The organism is Cribrihabitans pelagius (genome assembly GCF_048820915.1).
GTDB lineage: Bacteria > Pseudomonadota > Alphaproteobacteria > Rhodobacterales > Rhodobacteraceae > Cribrihabitans_A > Cribrihabitans_A pelagius.
This window is the reverse complement of the sequence record NZ_JBMERR010000008.1, coordinates 14,973-35,113: the sequence shown is the minus strand read 5'-3', so window position 1 is coordinate 35,113 and position 20,141 is coordinate 14,973. Positions and strand designations below refer to the sequence as shown.

At 66.3% G+C, this 20,141-nt stretch carries 19 protein-coding genes; 12 read left to right on the top strand and 7 right to left on the bottom strand.

The features are described 5' to 3' along the window. Positions 1-328 precede the first annotated feature (328 nt). From ACOHX0_RS08910 to ACOHX0_RS08890, 5 genes are all read left to right on the top strand, one after another. Positions 329-865 carry a hypothetical protein gene (locus tag ACOHX0_RS08910; RefSeq protein WP_420676325.1) on the top strand — a complete coding sequence of 179 codons (537 nt, stop codon included), beginning with the start codon at positions 329-331 and terminating at the stop codon, positions 863-865. After that, the gene (locus ACOHX0_RS08905) at positions 865-1,272 is read left to right on the top strand and encodes a phage holin family protein (protein ID WP_420676324.1); all 408 of its coding nucleotides are present in this window, start codon (positions 865-867) and stop codon (positions 1,270-1,272) included. Before ACOHX0_RS08910 ends, ACOHX0_RS08905 begins: the two co-directional genes overlap by 1 nt. Next, positions 1,262-2,458, top strand: a complete 1,197-nt coding sequence (locus ACOHX0_RS08900; protein ID WP_420676323.1) for a DUF3618 domain-containing protein — start codon at positions 1,262-1,264, stop codon at positions 2,456-2,458. Before ACOHX0_RS08905 ends, ACOHX0_RS08900 begins: the two co-directional genes overlap by 11 nt. A 67-nt stretch (positions 2,459-2,525) precedes the next feature. Next, complete coding sequence (locus ACOHX0_RS08895; protein ID WP_420676322.1) at positions 2,526-3,473, top strand: YihY/virulence factor BrkB family protein; 948 nt, start codon at positions 2,526-2,528, stop codon at positions 3,471-3,473. Between the two features lie 112 nt (positions 3,474-3,585). Next, the gene (locus ACOHX0_RS08890) at positions 3,586-4,728 is read left to right on the top strand and encodes an AI-2E family transporter (protein WP_420676321.1); all 1,143 of its coding nucleotides are present in this window, start codon (positions 3,586-3,588) and stop codon (positions 4,726-4,728) included. Between the two features lie 4 nt (positions 4,729-4,732). Here the strand turns inward: ACOHX0_RS08890 and ACOHX0_RS08885 are convergent, their stop codons facing one another. From ACOHX0_RS08885 to ectA, 5 genes are all read right to left on the bottom strand, one after another. Further along, positions 4,733-6,370 (bottom strand): FAD/NAD(P)-binding protein, encoded by a 1,638-nt coding sequence (locus ACOHX0_RS08885; protein ID WP_420676320.1) that lies wholly within the window; start codon positions 6,368-6,370, stop codon positions 4,733-4,735. A gap of 180 nt (positions 6,371-6,550) precedes the next feature. Next, complete coding sequence (locus tag ACOHX0_RS08880; RefSeq protein WP_420676319.1) at positions 6,551-7,996, bottom strand: aspartate kinase; 1,446 nt, start codon at positions 7,994-7,996, stop codon at positions 6,551-6,553. Between the two features lie 36 nt (positions 7,997-8,032). Then, entirely contained in the window at positions 8,033-8,425 is a 393-nt protein-coding gene (locus tag ACOHX0_RS08875) for an ectoine synthase (protein ID WP_420676318.1), read from the bottom strand. A gap of 5 nt (positions 8,426-8,430) precedes the next feature. Beyond that, complete coding sequence (gene ectB, locus ACOHX0_RS08870; RefSeq protein ID WP_420676317.1) at positions 8,431-9,726, bottom strand: diaminobutyrate--2-oxoglutarate transaminase; 1,296 nt, start codon at positions 9,724-9,726, stop codon at positions 8,431-8,433. Between the two features lie 89 nt (positions 9,727-9,815). Beyond that, positions 9,816-10,346 carry a diaminobutyrate acetyltransferase gene (gene ectA / locus ACOHX0_RS08865; protein ID WP_420676316.1) on the bottom strand — a complete coding sequence of 177 codons (531 nt, stop codon included), beginning with the start codon at positions 10,344-10,346 and terminating at the stop codon, positions 9,816-9,818. Between the two features lie 244 nt (positions 10,347-10,590). On the opposite strand from ectA, the gene ACOHX0_RS08860 reads away from it, so the two are divergent. After that, the gene (locus tag ACOHX0_RS08860) at positions 10,591-11,067 is read left to right on the top strand and encodes a MarR family winged helix-turn-helix transcriptional regulator (protein ID WP_420676315.1); all 477 of its coding nucleotides are present in this window, start codon (positions 10,591-10,593) and stop codon (positions 11,065-11,067) included. A 75-nt stretch (positions 11,068-11,142) separates the two neighbouring features. Here ACOHX0_RS08860 and ACOHX0_RS08855 read toward each other — a convergent pair whose 3' ends face one another. Further along, complete coding sequence (locus ACOHX0_RS08855) at positions 11,143-12,921, bottom strand: glycoside hydrolase family 15 protein (RefSeq protein WP_420676314.1); 1,779 nt, start codon at positions 12,919-12,921, stop codon at positions 11,143-11,145. A 197-nt stretch (positions 12,922-13,118) separates the two neighbouring features. Here ACOHX0_RS08855 and ACOHX0_RS08850 point away from each other — a divergent pair, with 197 nt between their 5' ends. Both ACOHX0_RS08850 and otsB read left to right on the top strand, forming a co-directional pair. Continuing rightward, the gene (locus tag ACOHX0_RS08850; protein WP_420676313.1) at positions 13,119-14,543 is read left to right on the top strand and encodes an alpha,alpha-trehalose-phosphate synthase (UDP-forming); all 1,425 of its coding nucleotides are present in this window, start codon (positions 13,119-13,121) and stop codon (positions 14,541-14,543) included. Beyond that, positions 14,540-15,274, top strand: coding sequence for a trehalose-phosphatase (gene otsB / locus ACOHX0_RS08845; RefSeq protein ID WP_420676312.1), 735 nt, complete (start codon positions 14,540-14,542; stop codon positions 15,272-15,274). Before ACOHX0_RS08850 ends, otsB begins: the two co-directional genes overlap by 4 nt. A 10-nt stretch (positions 15,275-15,284) precedes the next feature. On the opposite strand, the gene ACOHX0_RS08840 is transcribed toward otsB, so the two are convergent. After that, positions 15,285-15,920, bottom strand: a complete 636-nt coding sequence (locus ACOHX0_RS08840) for a TetR family transcriptional regulator C-terminal domain-containing protein (protein WP_420676311.1) — start codon at positions 15,918-15,920, stop codon at positions 15,285-15,287. Positions 15,921-16,192: 272 nt separating this feature from the next. Between ACOHX0_RS08840 and ACOHX0_RS08835 the strand changes: the two genes are divergently transcribed. Genes ACOHX0_RS08835 through ACOHX0_RS08820 form a run of 4 tightly spaced genes read left to right on the top strand, consistent with a single transcriptional unit; the run spans position 16,193 to position 20,089 of the window. Then, entirely contained in the window at positions 16,193-17,056 is an 864-nt protein-coding gene (locus ACOHX0_RS08835; RefSeq protein WP_420676310.1) for an ABC transporter permease, read from the top strand. A gap of 2 nt (positions 17,057-17,058) precedes the next feature. Then, positions 17,059-17,844 (top strand): ABC transporter permease, encoded by a 786-nt coding sequence (locus ACOHX0_RS08830; RefSeq protein ID WP_420676462.1) that lies wholly within the window; start codon positions 17,059-17,061, stop codon positions 17,842-17,844. An 11-nt stretch (positions 17,845-17,855) separates the two neighbouring features. Beyond that, on the top strand, positions 17,856-18,983 hold the full coding sequence (locus tag ACOHX0_RS08825) for an ABC transporter ATP-binding protein (RefSeq protein ID WP_420676309.1): 1,128 nt from the start codon (positions 17,856-17,858) through the stop codon (positions 18,981-18,983). Between the two features lie 47 nt (positions 18,984-19,030). Then, positions 19,031-20,089 carry an extracellular solute-binding protein gene (locus tag ACOHX0_RS08820; protein WP_420676308.1) on the top strand — a complete coding sequence of 353 codons (1,059 nt, stop codon included), beginning with the start codon at positions 19,031-19,033 and terminating at the stop codon, positions 20,087-20,089. Positions 20,090-20,141: the final 52 nt, after the last annotated feature.

Sequence of the window (20,141 nt, the reverse complement as noted above, 5' to 3'; positions counted from 1 at the left end):
GCGGCGCCGCCACTACAGATCCCCCCGCATTTCTGTTCCGCCGCGCGCTCTGCGGCATACCGGCTTTGGCATCGCTCTGATCCAGCCGCGCTTTTCCCGCGCCGGACCAGACTGCGCCCGCGTGCCCGCGAAGTGCCGGAGTCAGCTCGCGCAGCCGAGAAAAACTGCGTGACCCGGGAACTTCTGCGCCTGTCAGGGGGTTTCATAGCCAGGAAATCAGGTTCAGCAGCGAGGAAAAAGGCATGCATAGCATCTTCTACATCATTGGCGTGGTCGTGGTGGTCCTCGCCCTGCTCAACTTCATTGCGTGAAAACAGGAGACTGAACAATGCCCGAACAGGACAAGATCAAATCCGCAGCCAATGAAGCAGCTGAAACTGCCAAGGCGATGGCGCAGGACGCTGTGGAGACCGCTCGGCACGAGGCGCATTCGCGCGCCGATGCCGCCAAGGAAAGCGTGGCCAAGGACGTGAAGTCCGTGGCCTCTGCCCTGCGCGAGGCCTCCGAGGAGATGCGCTCCGGCACACCGCAGGAGCGCGCTATCGGCCAGATCGCCGGAACGCTGGCGGATGTGTCCGACTCGATCCGCGACCAGGACCTTGGCGAAATGGTGACCTCGGTGTCGTCTTTCGCCCGCCGCAACCCGGTAATGTTCCTTAGCAGCGCAGCACTTCTGGGCTTTGCGGCGGCGCGTTTTGCCAAGGCATCGGAGAACACCCAAGCCAGCCCGCAAGCGGGCAGCTACAGCCCGGGCCCGAGCCCGGCCGCTCACAGCACCGCGCCGGCGGTGCCTCAGGGCACTGCGCCGGCGGCGCCCCGGCAGCCCGGCACTCCGGCTCCGGCCATCAACAGGGGAGAAGTCTGATGCAAGGTCCCGAAGGCACCGGCGGCACCAGCCCCGCCCATATCGTCAGTGAAGCGCTGAGCAACATCAGCTCGCTGATCCGTAATGAACTGGCCCTGGCCCGCGCCGAGGTGAGTCAGAACGTGAACCGCGCCGCGATTGCGCTTGGCATGATTGTCGGTGCGGTGGTGATTGCCCTGGTGGCGTTGAACGTTCTGGCGGCCGCGCTTGTGGCAGGCCTCACCGAAGCCGGTATCGATGCCGGCTGGTCTGCCCTGATCGTCGGCTTGGTCTTTGGCGCCATCGCTTTTGCCATGGCCGCCAAGGGCACCAGCGATCTGAAACTCTCCAGTCTCGCGCCGACGCGCACTGCTGAAAATGTGAAGCGCGACGCCCAAACCCTCAAGGAGACTTACAATGACAAGTGACAACCGTTCCCCATATGAAATTGAACGCGAGATCGAACGGGACCGTGCGCAGTTGAGCAGCAATCTTGAGCATCTGCAGGATCGCTTTTCGGTGGATGGTGTCATGCGTCAGGTCAGCGACCAGCTGCGCGAGCATGGCGGCGAGCTGGGCCAGGCGATCACCCGCACGGTCAAGGAAAATCCGGCCGCTGTGGCGCTGACCGGGATCGGTCTGGCCTGGATGATCTTTGGCAGCGGGTCCCAACCGCGCCGCGGCGACGACTTCCGCAGCCGCGCGTCCGCCGGCCGGCCGGGCAGCAGCCACCTTGAGGAGGAAGAGGCTCACACCCGCCAGACCTACCGCGGCAGCCGTCCGATCCCCCGCCCCGACCCGCGTTTCAAGGGCGGCAGCGTGGGAGTGCCCGCCTGGGCCCTCGCCGAAGAGGACGATGACGGCAGCCTCGCCGACCGTGCCGCCGCCAATGCGGCCGCGGCCCGTGACAGCGTGACCGGCGCCGTCGGTGCGGCACGGGACAAAACCGCAGCGGCCGGGTCCACCATGGCCGGCAAGGCGTCGGACGCCAGCGCTGCCGCCAAGGGCAAGGCCGCAGAGGCCGGGGCCGCCGTGAAAGGCCGCGCCGCCGCCGCCGCGGATGCCGCCTCGGGTGTTGCGCAATCGGCACGCGAAAGCGCCGCCCGCCTGCGCGCCCGCCTGGCCGAGGGCACCGAGAACCTCTCGGAGAGCGCGCGCGAACGGGTGATCGCGGCCCGTGAAGCCGCCATCGACGCCCGCCGCAACGCTGCCGCGGCAATGTCGGCACACTCAGAACGCGCAAGCGACTTCTTCGAACGGCAGCCGCTGGCCGCCGGCGCACTGGCACTCGCCGTTGGGGCTGCCATTGGCGGCGCGCTGCCGCGCAGCCGCAAGGAGGACGAATGGATGGGCGCTCACAGCGACGATCTGATCGCCCGCGCCGAATCCATCCTGCGCGAGGAAAAGGAAAAGGCCCTCGCGGTGGCCGAAGCTGCGAAAGAGGAGGCCCTCGAAATCGCCAAAGAGAAGCGCGAGGAGCTGGACGGCGGCGCGCCGGGCGGCAAGACCGCGGGCGAGGCCGTGGCCGATGAGGCCAAGGCGGCAGGCAAGCGGGTGGCCGATGCAGCCGGCAAGAAAGCCGAAGAAAAGAACCTCGGCAAACTGTCGTCCTGACGCAGAAGCACAGGGGGCTGGCGGGTGCACCGCCAGCCCCTTCGCAAGAAACAAGGGGGGAAGGGACATGGCCCGCGGCCGCCACGCAGACGCACCGCAGCAGATCCCGCCAAAGGGCTGGAAGGACATCGCGCTGCGGGTCAAGGATGAGCTCGCCAGCGACCACATAAGCCTGATTGCCGCCGGCGTCGCCTTTTACGGGCTGCTGGCGTTGTTCCCCGCCATCACCGCGCTTCTGGCCATCGGCGGGCTGCTGATCGAGCCGAAGCAGATCATCGACCAGATCTCGCAGCTTTCCGGCGTGGTGCCGCAGGAGGTGATGGACATCATCACCGGCCAGGCCACCGCGGTTGCGGGCTCGCGCGAGGGCGGGCTGGGGCTGACGGCGGTCGCAGGCATCCTGATTGCCATCTATTCCGCCTCTAAGGGGATGAACAGCCTGATCGAGGGCATGAACGTCGCCTATGACGAAGACGAGAAGCGCGGATACTTCATGAAGACATTTGTGACGCTGGCGCTTACGGTATTCCTGATCATCGGTCTGTTGTTCGGCATGGTGGCGACAATTGCCGTGCCTTCGGCGGTGGCGCTGCTGAATGCAGGCCCGGTGGTGGAGATCCTGGGCACACTGGCGGTCTGGGCGGTGCTGGTGCTGATGACGATGGCCGGGCTGGCGGTGCTCTACCGCTATGGACCGTCGCGCGACAAGCCGGAGTTCCAATGGGTCTCTGCCGGGGCCATTGCGGCCTGCGTGCTGTGGATCATCGGCTCCGCGGGTTTTGCCTTCTACGTGGCGAACTTCGGCTCCTACAACGAAAGCTTCGGCACGCTGGCAGGCGCCGTGGTTCTGCTGATGTGGTTCTGGATCTCGGCCTTCATCATCCTGCTCGGGGCCGAGCTGAACTCGGAAATGGAGGCGCAGACCGTGAAGGACACCACCGTCGGCCCGGATGAGCCGATGGGAGAACGCGGCGCGGTCAAGGCCGACAAGCTGGGCGAACGCAAGGGCGCCTGACCTTGGCGCCCCGCCGACCAGACTGCAGAAGGATCTTGAGAATGGCGATGTGTTCCCCTCTCCCCCCGCACCGGGACAATTTAACCCTCCCCCTTGAACGGGGCGGCGCGTGATGAGCCGCCTGCGCCCGGCCTCCGATGACGGCAGCGCGGCGCTGGTTCTCAAGGGGTTGCGTTTCGCCGCGCTTGGCATCTTCGTCCTGCTGCTGATCCGCACCCTGGTCTGGGCCAGCGACTTCCTGGTACCGGTCACCGCCGCTTTCCTTGGCTATTTCGTGCTGAACCGCCCGCGGCGCTGGCTGGACCGTTTCGGCGTGCCGCCAATGCTGGTGGCTGCGCTGTTTGCGCTCTTGCTGGTGGCCACGGTCGGGTTTGCCCTCCTGCGCTTCAGTGAGCCTGTGTCGCGTTTCATCTCGGACCTGCCTGGGCTGGTCGAGCAGATCGACGCCAAGCTGTCCACCCGCGGCGGGCCGCTGGAGGCGGTGGACAAGGCTGCCAAGGCCACCGCGGAAATCCTCGACCCCAAGAGCGAAGACTCCGAAGGCACAGTGGAGGTCGAGGTGGTCTCCGGCAACAGCGTCGCCACGCTGATCGCCGGGCTGGCGCCTGCTCTGCTGGGGAAGATCGCCTTTGCCATCCTGTTGCTGTTCTTCCTGGTTTCCTCGGGCGACATGTTCCTGCGCAAGACAGTGCAGAGCATCGGGCATTTCCGCGACAAGCGCAGGGCGGTTGAGATCGTGCATCACATAGAGGACCGGCTGGGCCGCTACCTGGGCGGCATCTGCGCGATCAACGCCGGGCTCGGCATCTGCGTGGCGGCGGCGATGACGGTCTGGGGCATGCCCAATCCGCTGATGATCGGCACCATGGCCTTCCTGTTCAACTTCGTGCCCTATATCGGCGCGCTCCTTGGCGCCACCATTGCCGGCACGCTGGCCTTCGTGGCGATCGACGGGGTCTGGCCTGCGGCCGGGGTCTGGCTCACCTATATGGCGCTGACCTCGATCGAGGGCCAGCTGGTGACCCCGATGCTGATCTCGCGGCGGATGCATCTCAATACCACCGTGGTGTTTCTCAGCGTGGCCTTCTTTGCCTGGATCTGGTCAGTGATGGGCATGGTGGTGGCACTGCCGGTCCTGACCGTCATCAAGATCGCCTGTGACGAGATCGAAGGACTGCAGACGGTGGCGCTGTTCCTCGGCGATGAACAGGAGGCGGACCCGCCGCCGGAACAGGAAAAGGAAGCCGGCAGCTAGAAGGTCAGCCCGCGACGGCGCGCCGGGCCGCGCCTTCAGCCCAGTTCACGGCGGTGGCGCCAAAGCAGTCGTGCAGCGAATCCACCGCCACCGCGCTCCCCTTGGCCATCCGGCCCAGAACATATAGCCCCGCCACCGGCGCCCCCGCCTGGCTGAGGGCCTGACCGCCATCGCCGGTCGCGGCGCCCAGCCCGTCGTCCAGCGGATGCAGCAGCCCAGCCGCAAGGAGACCTTGCAGCAACGGCTCCCGGGTGCGGGCCAGCGCGGGCGGGGCCAGCACCGCATCAACCATCACCTCCGCCGGGATCTCATCTGTGCCACCGGCCAGCTGCCAGCCCTGCGGCACCAGGCGCACGTCCGGATCCTCCACCGCGCGCAGGTCGGCCAGTCCGGCGCGGATCAGCGCCAGGAGCTCCTCGGCGGCGCTGACCGGCGGACCATAGGCGTAGGGCATCAGCCGGCCGTCGAACCCCGCAACCGCCTTGGCGGTCTCCTGCTCCGGGCGGCTGGCGGCAAAGACCGCGCGGAAACTCTCCAGCCAGTTCTGCCAGAGTTGCGCCGCGGCATAGCCGGGCGACGGCGGCAGCGTGCCGCGCGCCATCGCGATGGTGTCTTCGAGGAAGTCCGCCACCGGGGCCCGATTGCGGCCCGCGGGCGTGTCCTGCCCCTCGCGCAGCCAGTTGCGGATGTCCGCCGCGGTGCAGTGACCGGCAAGGATGCGCTCGAGCGGGCCCTGCAGCGCCTCGCACATCAGGTCAAGCGCCGCGTCCGGCGCCAGTGTCAGGGCTTCGGCCAGCCTCTGTTCAAAGGCGCGGGTCTCCTCCGGCGAGGGGGCGAAGAACCCGTCCACCGCCGCAGTCGCAGGCTTGGGCGCCGGCGGCTGGCCGTCGAGCGAAAAGGGGCAGATGCGGGCCGGCTCGCGCCCCGAGGGCACATAGCCCTCCGCGGTGAACCGCCCGCCCAAGCCTTGCGTCAGCAGCCGCAGCACGTCGAAGGCAGAGAGCCCCAGCCCCCGCACCGCAACCACTTTGCCCTGCCAGCCGTCTGCCGCGGCGAGCAGGCGGGCGGCCGGATAGGCGGGCAAGAGCGGCGCGCCGGTTTCGCGGGCATGCGCCTGCCAGCGCGCGAGCTGGCCATCGGCCCCAGTCTCGGGCTGACCCAGGGTCAGCAGCACCTCGTCATAGGGTCCGAAAGCGGCACCATCGGCCGCGGCCATCCAGCCGCCGACCGTTGCATCCGGCGGAGTCAGCCCGGACACGCGATGCGCATGGAGGCTGAGCCGCACGCCCTCGGGCAGATGCGCGCAAAGATGCTCGAACCGCGCCGCCAGATAAGCACCGATGCGGGCGCGCGGCAGGAAGGCGTCCGGGTCGCGTTCGGTCTCGGACAGGCTTTCGGCGAAGTCGGGAAAGGTAACGCCGCCGTGCTCCGCCTCGGGCAGCCAGAGACCGCGCAAAGGCAGGTTCAGGGGGCAGAGCGGGCTTTGATCCGGGTCGTAATTCGGCCCGGCGCCGGGGGCGGGCCCGGGCTCGAAGATGTCGATGGCAAGATCCGCCGCCTGCCCCCGCAGCTGCTTCAACAGCGCCTCAAGGGCGCCCAGACCGCGCGGGCCGAACCCGGCGATGGCAATTCTGTAGGACAACGCCGTCTCCTGCCTGCTTCAGCCATTGTTGTGCCGCGCGGCCGTGCCGGGGGCACGCCAAGTGGTAGCGGATTGCAGGTCTCAGGTCCATCGCGGCGCCAAAGACGCGTCCGCCCCGGCCGAGGATACAGGCCGGGGCGGACGAACACCCGTTTCGGGCGTGTTCTGTTTACGGGGGCCTCAGGCCGCTTTGGCCCGCGGCTGTGCAGTGGTGCCTTCGCCGGCGTTCACCAAGGCCTCGTGCAGCGCCTTGATGGCGGTGTTCAGGCTGTCGCGCGGGATCACAAATTGCACGTCCACGTTGCGCGGGGTCTGATGCGCAGCAATCACCTCGATGCCCGCCGCTTCCAGCGCCATCAGGCCGCGGCCAAGCACGCCAAGGCCGGTCAGATCGCGTCCGATCGCCGAGACGATGGCGGCCGAGCGCACCGGCACGTGAGCTGCGGGATAGCGTGTGAGCAGGTCCTGCTCGACCCGGCGCACGGTCTTCAGCGGCGCGTCGACGTAATGGGTGATCGTGTTCGCGTTCGAGGTTTTTGAGACGATCCGCACCTTGTGGCGCTGCAGCGCATCGAGGATCGCGGCGTCGTAGCCCTTTACCCCAACCATATCCTGCTCGAACAGCTCCAGTGCGGTGACCGGCAGGCCGGTCACGATCTCAACCGCGGGCCGCTCGGCGGGGCTGTCGTCGATCAATGTGCCGGGATCTTCGGGATCAAAGGCATTGGTCACCCGCAGGGGCACATCGGCCTGGCGCAGGGTCTTGGCCGCCTTCGGGTGAATTGCCTCCATCCCCATGTTCGACAGCTGGTCGGCCACGTCATAATTGCTGTGGCCCAGCTTGCAGACAGCACCGCTGCCGACCAGGTTCGGATCAGCCGAGGAGAGGTGGAATTCCTTGTGGATGATCGCCTCCCGCGCGCCGGTGCAGGCGGCAATATTGGCAAAGGTCACCTCGGAATAGCCGCGGTCGAACTCGCGCATCAGCCCTTCGGTGCACTGCGCATAGCCGGTGACGATGGGCAGTTCGCGGCTGAAGTCGATGCCTTCCAGCCCGGCGGTGATGCGCTCTTTGAGGCTGTGCTCGGACTCGTCCCGCCAGCCGCTGAGGTCGACGAAACGGGCATCCACCCCGGCCCGTTGCAACAGCAGCGCGGTGACAAAGGCGGAATGCGCCTCGCCGAGACCGGAGAGCAGCTCGCGGATCACCATCATGTGGCTCGACAGGCGGAAGTGCCCGTAGGAGCACAGCCGCTGCAGATCGAACAGGCAGCTGCGCGCACCCTCGATGCGCTCGCGCACGAATTCATCCGCCATAGCCAGGTCGCCGGCATGGTCCAGCACCTCGCCATGCGCCTTGCCCATGGCCTCGGCCACGCGGCTCAGCGCATCCAGCCAGCCGTGGTCGTCCTCGCTGCTCGCAAACAGCGCATAGACCCCGGGCGCGCCGGATTTCTTGTGCTCTAGCAGCAGGTTGGTGATGCCGGCAAAAGCCGACACCACGAAGATGCGATGATAGGGATCGGCAGCCTTGCCGCCGCCCAGGAACAGCGTCTCGCGCAGTTCGCGCACGCGGCTCATCGAGGTACCCCCGATTTTCTCGACGGTATGGGTCTCAGTTGTCACGGATTGTATCCCCCGAACCTTGCCGGGGCCTCCTGTTCAGCTGTCTTCCAGGGCGTAGGAACCGTCTGCCTGGTGCACTTCCTTGCCGGTCACCGGCGGGTTGAAGCAGCAGGCCATCACCAGCTCCTCCTCGGCGCGCAGGACGTGGCGGTCGTGCTTGTCGAGCGCGTACATCACGCCGGGGGTGATCACATGGGTCTCGCCGGTGGCGAGATCGGTGATCGAGCCGGAGCCCTGGACGCAATAGACGCTTTCGAAGTGGTTCTTGTACTCGAACTGATGCTCCGATCCCGCCTCCAGGAAGGTGATGTGGAACGAAAAGCCCATGTTGTCGTCGGCAAGCAGCATCCGGACCGAAGTCCACTTCTGATCCGACACCACGCGCTCGCGCTCGGTTTCGATGATCTTGTTGAAATCGCGTACAATCATTTTGGTTACTCCGCCGCCTGTTTGGTGGCTGTCATGGCGCCGCGCACAGAGTCGGCGAGGATCGACAGGCCTTTGGTGAATACGTCTTCGGGGGTGGTGATGGGGGCCAGCACCTTGACCACCTCGTCCTCCGGGCCGGAGGTCTCGATGATCAGGCCCATTCCGAAGGCCCGGCCGCAGATATCGCTGGCAAGCTCGCTCGAGCCCACGTCGATACCCTGCATCAGCCCGCGGCCCTTGAGGCGCGCGCCGGGGATCATCGCGGCGGCATCGGCCAGCGCCGCCGACAACACGTCGGCCTTCACTGCCAGCTCGTCGCGGAAGGTGCCGTCGGCCCAGAACTTCTCGATCGCGACGCGGCCGGTCACGAAGGCATGGGTGTTGCCCCGGAAGGTGCCGTTGTGCTCGGCCGGGCCGAAGATGTCGTGCTGCTCGCGTACCAGCATCAGCGCCATCGGCAGACCAAGGCCGGAGACCGATTTCGCCATGGTGACGATGTCGGGCATCACGCCCATTTCCTCGAAGGAGAAGAAGCCGCCGCAGCGGCCGCAGCCGGCCTGCACATCGTCGATGATCAGCAGCGCGCCATGCGCTTTGGCGATGTCGGCGACGCGGCGCACCCATTCGGGGCGCGCGGCGTTGAGACCGCCCTCGCCCTGCACCGTCTCCAGCAGGATCGCGGCCGGGGCATCGACGCCGCCGGATTTGTCGGACAGCATTTTGTCCAGGTAATCGGCGGTGTCCACGTCCTCGCCGAAGTAGCGGTCAAACGGCATCCGGGTCACCCCGCTCAGCGTCACCCCGGCGGCGCCGCGGTGGTAGCCGTTACCGCTGGCAGCCAGTGCCCCCAAGCTCACGCCATGGAAGCCATTGGTGAAGGCGATCACGTTCTGGCGGCCAGTCACCTTGCGAGCAAGCTTCAACGCCGCCTCGACCGCGTTGGCGCCGGTCGGGCCGGTGAACATGATCTTGTGATCCATGCCGCGCGGCTTCAGGATGTGGGTTTCAAATGCGGTGAGGAAACCCGCCTTGGTGTCGGTGTGCAAATCGAGCCCGTGCGCCAGGCCATCGCTGCTGATGTGATCGATCAGCGCCGCCTTCATGTCGGGGTCGTTGTGGCCGTAGTTGAGCGAGGCGCAGCCTGCAAGAAAGTCGATGTAGGTGTCGCCCTTGGCATCGGTCAGCTCGGACCCTTTGGCGCTGGTAAAGACGGTGTTGAAGCTCCGGCAATAGCTGCGGGCCTCGGATTCACGGCGTTTGAAAATGGCAATATTGCCGGTGTCAGACATCGGGGTGGTCATGAAATTACCTTTGATTTGGGGGAGGAGACTGCTGAGGACAGGCGGGTGCCACACGGGAAACACGCTGGATCACAAGGATTTTGCAGAGTTCACGCGGCGCGCTTGGCCTCTTCGAGCAGTTTGATGGAAACCAGATTCTCGGTTTCGTGGCGCCCGCGGAAGTGCAGGCTCTGGGTGTAGTAGGGCTGGATATCCAGCTTGGTCCGCTGCCAGTCGGCAAAGCGGCGGAACAGCGACCAGGAGGCTTCGTTGCCGCCGGTGATGGTGGTCTGCATCCGGCGCACGCCCTTGCAGGCGTCGCGCTGCACCAGCTCGCGCAGCATCAGCGACGCGAGGCCGGTGCCGCGGGCTGCCTCGGAGACGGCCACCTGCCAGACAAACACGGTCTCGGGATCATGCGGGATCACGTAGCCGGAGACCCAGCCTGCGATCTTGCCGTCCAGCTCGCCCACCACGCAGGTATCGCGGAAGTGGTCGCACTGCACGAGGTTGCAATACATCGAGTTCTGATCGAGCGGCGGACAGTTGCGAACCAGCTCCCAAATCTCCGCGCCATCGGCCGCAGCGGGCTTGCGCAGTTCAGGAAAAGGCTTCTCGAACACTTCTAGGGCGTTCCGCATCTGTCATCGTCCTCCAATTTCGTTCGAGAAGCTAAATAACACCCGCCCGTCAGTTCTTCAATAGGCTAAGCAAAATGTCGCAGACAGGCTAGGAACGGTTGATTTTTATGACACAAACGACCCCCTCAACACCACAAATGCTTCGACAAAGTGAAATAATAATATTTTGTAACGGCGATTGAATGCGCAGCCGCGCTCTGGCAAAATCGCTCAGCCCCGCAGTCAGGAGACCCCAGGAGAGCAAATGGACCGCACCGACAGCAGCCTCATCGCCCTGCGCCAGATCCTGCGCGCAACCGAATTGTTCGGCCGCAAGCTGGCCAAGTCCGCGGGCCTTACCGCGGTGCAGTTCCGGGTGCTGCAAGTGGTTGCCGAAAGCGGGCAGACCACGGCCAAGGAGATCTCCACCCGGATGCGGGTGTCGCAGGCGACGGTGACAGCGCTGGTCGACAAGCTGGTCGCCCGCGGCATGGTGGTGCGCGAGAAATCCCAGGCCGACCGGCGCCAGACCAATATCGTGGTGACGGATCTGGGCCGCAGCACGATCGAGGGCGCGCCGGATCCGCTGCAGCAGCGCTACGTGAACAAGTTCAAGGCGCTGGAGGACTGGGAGCAGGCGATGCTGGTGGCCGCGCTGGAGCGCGTGGCGGCGATGCTCGACGCCGAGGAGCTGGACGTGGCGCCGGTGCTGGACTCAGGCGACTTCCGCCAGATGGGCTGAAGCCCGCCGCGCCCGCCCTGCCCCGCCGCCGGGCGGCGCCAGGGCAGGGCGGGCGCGGCGGGCTTGGCGGCAGCGTCAGAGCTCGGTTTCCCACGGCCGCGACAGCCGCATCGCGCCGTTGATGATGCCGACCATCGAATAGGTCTGCGGGAAATTGCCCCAGGCCTCGCCGGTACGGAAATCGGTATCCTCCGACATCATGCCCAGATGCCCGCGCGCATCCAGCAGGTCGCAGAAATACTCCCGCGCCTCGCCGGTGCGGCCGATCCGCGCCAGCGCGTCCAGCCGCCAGAAGGCACAGACGTTGAAGCCGACCTCGGGCTCGCCGAAATCATCCGCCTCCTCGTAACGCAGCATGAAGGCGCCGCGCCCCAGCGCCGACGACAGCCGGTCCACGGTGGCCGCAAAGCGCGGCTCCGAGGGCGGCAGCATCCCGACCTCTCCCATCAGGAGCACGCTGGCGTCCAGCGTCTCGCCGCCGAAGCTTTCAACGAAGGCCTGGCGCTTGTCGGACCACGCCTGCTCCAGGATCTTGTCGCGGATCGCATCGGCGCGCTTGCGCCAGAAAGCCTGGCGGCTGGCAAGCCCCAGGTGGCCCGCGATCTTGGCCAGGCGGTCGCAGGCGGCCCAGCACATCACCGAGGAGGAGGTATGCACCCGCGCCCGCGTGCGCAGCTCCCAGATGCCCGCGTCGGGCTGGTCGTGCAGCTTCCAGGCCTGCTCGCCCAGGTCCTCCAGCATCCGGAAGGCATCGGCGCCCGCGTGCATGTGCAGGCGGCAGTCGAAGAAAGCGGGCGCGGCTCCGACGATGATGGCGCCGTAGGTGTCGTGCTGGAAATGCTCATGCGCCTGGTTGCCGATACGCACCGGACCCATGCCGCGGTAGCCCTGAAGACCGGGCGCGATGCTCTCGCTCAGCTGGCGCTCCAGCCCGATGCCCAGCACCGGCTGGATGTGGCCGCCGCCGGCGTCCGCCACCGCGTTCATCAGCCATTGGAAATAATGCTCAAGCGTCCGGGTCGCGGCCAGGCTGTTGAGCGCACGCACGGTGAAATAGGCATCGCGCACCCAGCAGAAGCGGTAATCCCAATTGCGGCCGCTGTCGGGCGCCTCGGGCAGCGAGGTGGTCACCGCGGCGACGATGGCGCCGGTCGGCTCGTAGCTGCACAGCTTCAGCGTGATGGCGGCGCGGATCACCGCATCCTGCCACTCGAAGGGCACCGCAAGCCGCCGCACCCAGTCGCGCCAGTATTGCACCGTGTCGCGAAGGAAGCTCTCGGTCAGCTCGGCCGGGTGCGCGCTCAGGCTTTCGTCGGGGCCCAGCACGAAATGCAGCGGCCGGTCGAGGTTGAAGACATGCTCGTCCAGCACGAGGTCGATGGGCGCATCGGTGGTCAGCCGCATGGTATGGCCGTTGCCGACATAGCGCACATGGTTGGAGCCGCGGGTGATCTCGGGCTCGGTCGCGCCCCAGTCGAACCGCGGCCGCAGCCGCACCTTGACACGCGGCCAACCCGATAGCGCCCGGATCCGCCGCACCACGGTCTGTGGCCGGAACATGCGTCCGCAATTGTCAAAACGCGGGGTGAAATCGACGATCTCCACCTCGCCCGACTCGCCGCTCAGCACCGTGCGCAGCACCGCGGTGTTGCGGTCATAGCTCTGGCGGGAGGACTTGAACCCCTCCAGCTCAATCGCAAAGCCGCCGCCGCCTGGCTCCCCAGTGCCCTGGCCCAGAAGCGAATGGAACACGGGCACCCCGTCGAACCGCGGCAGGCAGAGCCAAACCAGCTCCCCCCTGTCGTCCACCAGTCCCGCGATGCTGCAATTGCCGATCAGTCCAAGGTTCTTCATGTCTCACCATCAGATTGTCTGCCGCACGTCTGGCAGGATGTTAGCCCAATCCGGACCCCGCTGGCGAGCATGGCGTACCGGCGCCGGTGTTCCTAAGCGCTGCCATGCGCAACACAGGGGGGTGACGCAAGCGCTTCCCGCCCCTATTTAAGCACAGGTAATTGGTTTGGAGGGCTTTTGAAGATGAGGCTTGGGCAATGGGACGGCTGATCATCGCTTCCAACCGCACCGCAACCCCGGGAGCGCCGCGCGCGGGGGGGCTCGTTGTGGCACTGTGGGACGCGCTGAGCGAAAGGGGCGGCGGGGTGTGGTTCGGCTGGTCCGGCGACACCACCGAACGTGAAACCCGCGGAATCCGGCTGTTTGCCGAGGAAAACGTCGACTTCGCCCTGACCGACCTGACGCATGAGGAATACGAGAATTACTACCTCGGCTATGCCAACCGCACGCTGTGGCCGGTGTTTCACTACCGGGTCGATCTGGCGGAGTTCGAGGAGGAAACCTTTCACGCCTATCAGGCCGTGAACAGCCGCTTCGGCCGGCTGCTGGCCCAGACCGCGCGGCCGGAAGACACCATATGGGTGCATGACTACCAGTTTCTGCTGCTGGCGCGGGAGCTGCGTTACAATGACGTGCGCGGGCCGATCGGCTTCTTCTTGCACATCCCCTTCCCCGCCCCCGAGGTCTTTACCGCGCTGCCGCATCACGCGCAGCTGGCGCATGGCCTGGCCGAATACGACATGATCGGCTTCCAGACGGCCCGCGATACCGAAAATTTCGCCCGCTACATGGCAGAATTCCACGACGCCGAGCTGTTGGGCGACGGCTGGATGCGGGTCTTCGGCCGCACCATCCGCGCCGCCGCCTTCCCGATCGGCATCGACCCGCAGGAGATCGAACGCTTTCTGGAAACGGAGGAGGCGCGTTCCAGCGCCGAGCGGCTGGGCCGGGTCATGGACAGCCGCGCGCTGGTGATTGGCGCCGACCGGATCGACTATTCCAAGGGGCTGCCGCAGCGGCTGCAGGCCTTTGGGCGGCTGCTCGATGAATATGCCGAGCTGCGCGGCAATGTCGCGCTCTTGCAGATCGCGCCGCCCTCGCGGGAGGATGTCGATGCCTATCAGGACCTGCGCGAGGAACTCGACCGCATCGCCGGGCGGATCAACAGCGACTACGCCGATCTCGACTGGACCCCGATCCGCTATATCGCGCGCAACTACCCGCGCGAGGTTCTGGCAGGGCTCTACCGGCTGGCGCGCGTCGCACTGGTGACGCCGCTGCATGACGGCATGAACCTGGTCGCCAAGGAATTTGTCGCGGCCCAGGATCCGGAGGATCCGGGGGTGCTGATCCTGTCGGAATTTGCAGGCGCCGCCGAGGCGATGCCGGAAGCGCTGCTGGTCAACCCGCATGATGTCGAAGGCCTGGCCGAAACCATCAGCCGCGCGCTGTCCATGCCGCTGGAGGAACGCAAGCAGCGCTGGTCGGCACTGGCCAGCGGCGTCACCGCGCAGGATGTGATCTGGTGGCGGCGCAGCTTCCTGACCGCATTGGAAGAGGCAAGCGCCGTGAAGCATCGGACCATCGCCACTTCGGACGGCAGCGGGGAGACGGCGGAATGAGCGATGCGCTGGAGGGGTTTGCGCTGACGCGCGCGGATGCCCTGTTCGTCGACTTCGACGGCACGCTGGCCGAGATCCGCCCGGATCCCGGCAGCGTGTGCCTTCCGCCAGAGGCAGAGGCTGCGCTTCTGGCACTCTTGGACCGGCTCGGCGGCGCGGTGGCGGTGATCACCGGGCGCAGCCTGCGCGATCTGGCCAAGCGCACTCCGGACAGGCTGTGGCGCGCGGGCACCCACGGGCTGGAGCAGGCCGCCCCCGGCGCGCCGCTGCCGCCGCCGCTGCCTGACGCGCCCGCGGCGCTGCTGGCGCCGTTCCGCCCCGTGGAACAGGCATTCGAGGGCACCTGGCTTGAGGTCAAGGGCCCCGCCGCCGCCTTCCACTACCGCAGTGCGCCAGAGGCCGAAGCGAGGGGCCTCGCCGCCGCCGAGGAGGCCGCCGCGGCGGTGCCGGGCTATGTGGTGCAGCCAGGCAAGATGATCGTCGAGGTAAAGCCCGAGGGCGCCAACAAGGGGGTTGCCCTGCGCCGGATGGCGTCTGAGGCGCCCTTTGCCGGGCGGCGGGTGGTGATGATCGGCGACGACCGCACCGATGAGGACGCTTTTGCCGCCGCGCAGGCGCTTGGCGGCATTGCCGTCAAGATCGGCCCCGGCCCGACCGCGGCCACGCTGCGCGCGCCCGATCCGACCGCCCTGCGCGCCTGGCTCCGGGCGCAGGCAGAACGCCTGAGTTGACCCTGCCCGCCTAAGCCCTTGCCCCGTCGAGCGAGAAATGCGCGGGGAACAGCGCTGCAAGAAAGCGGAAGATGATGCGCGCGGCCTCCTCCCTGTCGAACCGGTCCGGATGCAGCAGGAAGTCGGTCCACATGCCCTCCAGGAGGGCCAGCGTGCCGTGGGTGGCATCGCGGGCGGCCCCGGAGGGGTCCGGCGTCCCGGCCTCCCGCACGATCCGGGTGAAGGCACCGTGGATCATGCCCCGCAGCCGCCCGTCGCGGGTATCCGAATATTCGGCAATGGCGGTGCGGTTGCGCGCCTCGCCGCGGAAGGCATACCAGATGCTGACATTGCGCCGGTTCAGCACCGGCGTGCTGAGATCGCCGCGCACGATGGTCTCGATCCGCGCCTGCGGACTGGCGCCCGCTTGCCGCAGCAGCGCCTCCAGCCCGTCGTAATACTCCTCCGAGGAGTGCCGCGCCGCGGCGTGAACCAGGTTGTCCTTGCCGCCGAAATGCAGGTGGATCATGCCGCGCGACAGGCCCGCGCGGCGGGTGATCTCGCTGACCGAGGTCTCCGAGATGCCCTTGGCGGCGACGGAATCCAGCACCGCTTCGATCAGAGCGAGGCGGTTCTGCTCGCGGTTCTGTTCGCGTTTTCCCTGCATTCTGTCCCGTCACGCAAATGAAGCCAGACCGGCGGATCTCGTGCGAGTCGGTGCCGCGCCAAGGCGCCGGCACCAGCCGCGAAGGGCCCGCCAGTGGGGAAAAGCTGGCATAGCGCAAAAAGAATATCCAGCAAAAATGGACGATTGTCCATTGAGCCGAGAAAAGCAGTTGACAGAAAGCCCGGACGGGATCCAGATTTCAATGGACGATTGTCCATTTTACCAGATGGCAAACGCCCAGCCCGCTGAAACTTAGTCCGCGACGGAGACCGATGGCCGGATTTCTGAGAACCGAGGAAGGCAAGGGCCTGGCGCTCAGCGCGCCCGCGTCGCTCTATGTCGGGCTGCTGGTGGCAGCGCCCCTGGGCATCCTGGTGGCCTACAGTTTCTGGACCCAGACCTATGTCAGCATCGACAAGACCCTGACCTGGGCCAACTATCTGGAGGCCGCGACCGATCCGCTGGTGCGCCACCTGATGCTGCGGTCGCTGGCGATCGCCGGCGCGGTCACCCTGGCGACGGTGGCACTGGCCTACCCGATTGCCTATTTCATCGCCTTCCGCACCCGCAAGAAGACGCTGTGGCTTCTGCTGATCACCATCCCGTTCTGGTCGAGCTACCTGCTGCGCGTCTTCAGCTGGAAGCTGATCCTTGGCTTCAACGGGGTGATGAACTCGGCGCTTCTGTCGCTCGGCGCGATCAGCGAGCCGCTGACCTTCCTGCTCTACAATGAGTTTGCCGTGGTGCTGACGCTGGCCCATGCCTGGGCGCCGTTTGCGATCCTGCCGATCTATGTCTCGCTGCAGAAGATCGACCGCTCGCTGCTGGAGGCGGCGACCGATCTCGGCTGCTCCCGGCTGGAACGTTTCCTGCGGGTGACGCTGCCGCTGACCGTGCCCGGCATCATCGCCGCGAGCCTGATCATCTTCATCCCCACCGTGGGGGATTACGTGACGCCCTCGCTGGTCGGCGGCTCGCAGGGGAAGATGGTGGCAAACCTGATCCAGGTGCAGTTCGGCCCCGCCAACAACTGGCCCCTGGGCGCAACGCTGTCACTGGTGGCCATGGCCTCTGTCGGTGCCGCCGCGATCCTTTTCGTGATCTCGGCCACCGCTTTGGGGAGGAGAATCCGTTGAAGCTGCTCACCCGCGCGCCCTGGCTCCTGATCTATGCGGTGGCCTACCTCGCGTTCCTCTACCTGCCGGTGCTTCTGCTGCCGCTGTTCTCCTTCAACGACGGCACCATCGTTGCCTTCCCGATGAAGGGATTCACCCTGAAATGGTATGCCCAGCTTGGCGGGCAGGAGACGCTGCTGCAGGCGATGGTGAATTCGCTGATCGTCGGCGCCGTCACCGCCCTGGTCGCCACTTCGCTGGGGCTGTTCGCGGCCCGTGCCTATGTGCGCTACCGCTTCACGGGGCGCGAGGTCTCCGAGGGGCTGGTGATGCTGCCTTTGGTCATTCCGGGCATCATTGTCGCCTCCTCGATGCTGGTGCTGTTCATCTCGCTGGGCCTGAAACCATCGCTCACCACCGTGATCCTCGGCCATGTCTTTGTGGCGCTGCCGTTCGCGGTCTCGATCCTGAAATCGGCCTTCGACGACTTCGACCAGTCGCTGGAGGAAGCGGCCTTCGATCTTGGCGAAAGCGTCATCGGCACTTTCCGGCGGGTGACCCTGCCGATTGTGGCGCCGGGGATCGTGGCGAGCCTGCTGGTCACTTTCACCGTCTCCTTTGACGAGTTCGTGCTGGCCTTCTTCCTTTCGGGCAACCAGCCGACGCTGCCGGTCTACATCTGGAGCCAGATCCGCTTTCCGGCAAAACTTCCGAACACGCTGGCACTTGGCTCCTTGCTCTTGCTCGCCTCGGTGCTGTTGCTGCTCACCGCCGAATACTTCCGCCGCCGCTCCACCAAATCCGCCTGACGAGGAACCAGATGAGAGACCAAGGAACAACCAGCGGGACCATCATAGACCTCTCCGGGGTGGAGAAGCGCTTTGGCACCTTCGTGGCAGTGCGCGACCTGACCCTCTCCCTGCGCGAAGGCGAGTTCTTCTCGCTGCTTGGGCCTTCGGGCTGCGGCAAGACCACGGCGCTCCGGATGATTGCGGGCTTTCAGGACCATGACGCAGGCAGCATCCGCATTGCGGGCCAGGATGTGGCGGGCATTCCGGCCAACAAACGTCCCACCAACATGGTGTTCCAGTCCTACGCGATCTTCCCGCATCTGAACGTGGGCGACAACGTGGCCTTTGGCCTGCGCAAGCTGAACCTCAGGAAGGCGGAGATTAACGCGCGCGTGGCCGAAGCTCTGGAGATGGTCGAACTCGGCGGCATGCAGACGCGCAAGGCGGATGAGCTGTCGGGCGGCCAGCGCCAGCGGGTCGCGCTGGCCCGCGCCCTGGTGATGCGGCCCAAGGTGCTGCTGCTGGACGAGCCGCTGTCGGCGCTTGACAAGAACCTGCGCGAGACCATGCAGTTCGAGATGCGCCAGTTGCAGCAGAAGCTGGGCATCACCTTCGTGATGGTCACCCATGACCAGTATGAGGCGATGACCATGTCCGACCGCATCGGCGTGATGTTCCAGGGCAAGCTGAAGCAGGTAGACCGCCCCGAAGTGCTCTATGCCCGCCCGGCCAGCCGCGAGGTGGCGGCTTTCATCGGCGGCATGAACTTTCTTGGCGCCGAGATCACCGGCGAGTCCGGCGGCCTGATCCGCGCCCGGGTGCAGGGGTTCGGCCCGCTCGGCGTCACCCGCAATCCCAATGTGCGCCGCGCGGCCTTGGGCCGGGATCTGCTGGTGGGCATCCGCCCCGAGCAGCTGGAAATCGCCGCGGCCAAACCGGACGGCTACGACGGCTATCTGGAAGGCACCGTGACCAACGCCGCCTTCTACGGCGAGAGCGTGCACTACCACGTCCGCGCGCACGGGCTGGAGGGGCCGATTGCGGTGGCGGTGCCGAACTACTTCCACACGGTGGATCACAAGCAGGGCGACCGGGTCTGGCTAGGGGTGCAGAACGCTTCCCTCATTGATCTGGGCGCGCCGGCGGACGCCGAGTGAGCGGACTCCGGCAGGGCCGGTGCCAAGGATAACAGGGAGGAACACACATGAAACATTTTGCCGCGAGCCTCGCAGCCGCCGCCGCGCTTGCTGCCGGCACAGGCGAGCTGCGCGCCGATGCCGCCAGCCTGTCGGTCTTCGACTGGTCGGGCTACGAGGATCAGGGCTTCTTCGGCGCCTATGCGGAAAAATACGGCGGTGCGCCCAGCTACACCTATTTCGGCAGCCAGGACGAGGCGTTCACCAAGCTGCAATCGGGATTCGAGGCCGACCTCGCCCACCCCTGCTCGGATGCGGTGCGTAAATGGGTAGCGGCGGATCTGCTGAAACCGATCGACACCGCGCGGCTGGACCACTGGGACAAGCTCTTGCCGCAGATCCGGCAGGTCGACGGCATCACCATCGATGGCGAGACCTACATGGTGCCGTTCGAGTGGGGCAACACCGGGCTGATCTACCGCACCGACGAGATCGCGGGCGGGGATATCTCGCTGCAGATGCTGGCGGATCCGCAGTATCAGGGCAAGATTGCCATTCCGGATGCGGCCTCTTCAGCCTATGCGATGGCAGCGCTGGCCACCGGCGCCTCCAGCTACACGGACATGTCCGGCGCGGAATTCCAGAAGGCCTCGGACTTCCTGCGCCAGGTGCACCCCAACGTGCGCTTTTACTGGTCCGATGCCGGCCAGCTGGACCAGGCGCTTGCGTCGGGCGAGGTGCTCATGGGCTGGGGCTGGAACCAGTCCGAGCTGAACCTGATCTGGAACGAGACGCCAGCAAAGATGATGCGCGACGTGGACAGAGGCATCGCCACCTGGGTCTGCGGCTATGTGCATCTGAAATCCGCGACGCAGAGCGACGAACAGGTTTATGACATGCTGAACGCGCTAACGGCCGAGGCCAGCGGCAAATACATCCTCGAAAACTGGGGCTACGGCCACTCCAACGCCGAGGCCTTCGAGGCCGCCGATCAGGCGCTGATCGAAACCTACGGCTTTGCCGACGTCGACAGCTTCTTCGAGGGCAGCCTGTTCTTCGACGCCGTGAACCCCGAGCTTGAGGGGCGGATGCTGAAGGAATTCGAACGCATCAAGGCCGGTTTCTGACCCGGGCTGCGGCGGGGGCTCCTTCCCGCCGCGCCCTGCCCTCCCCAGCCCC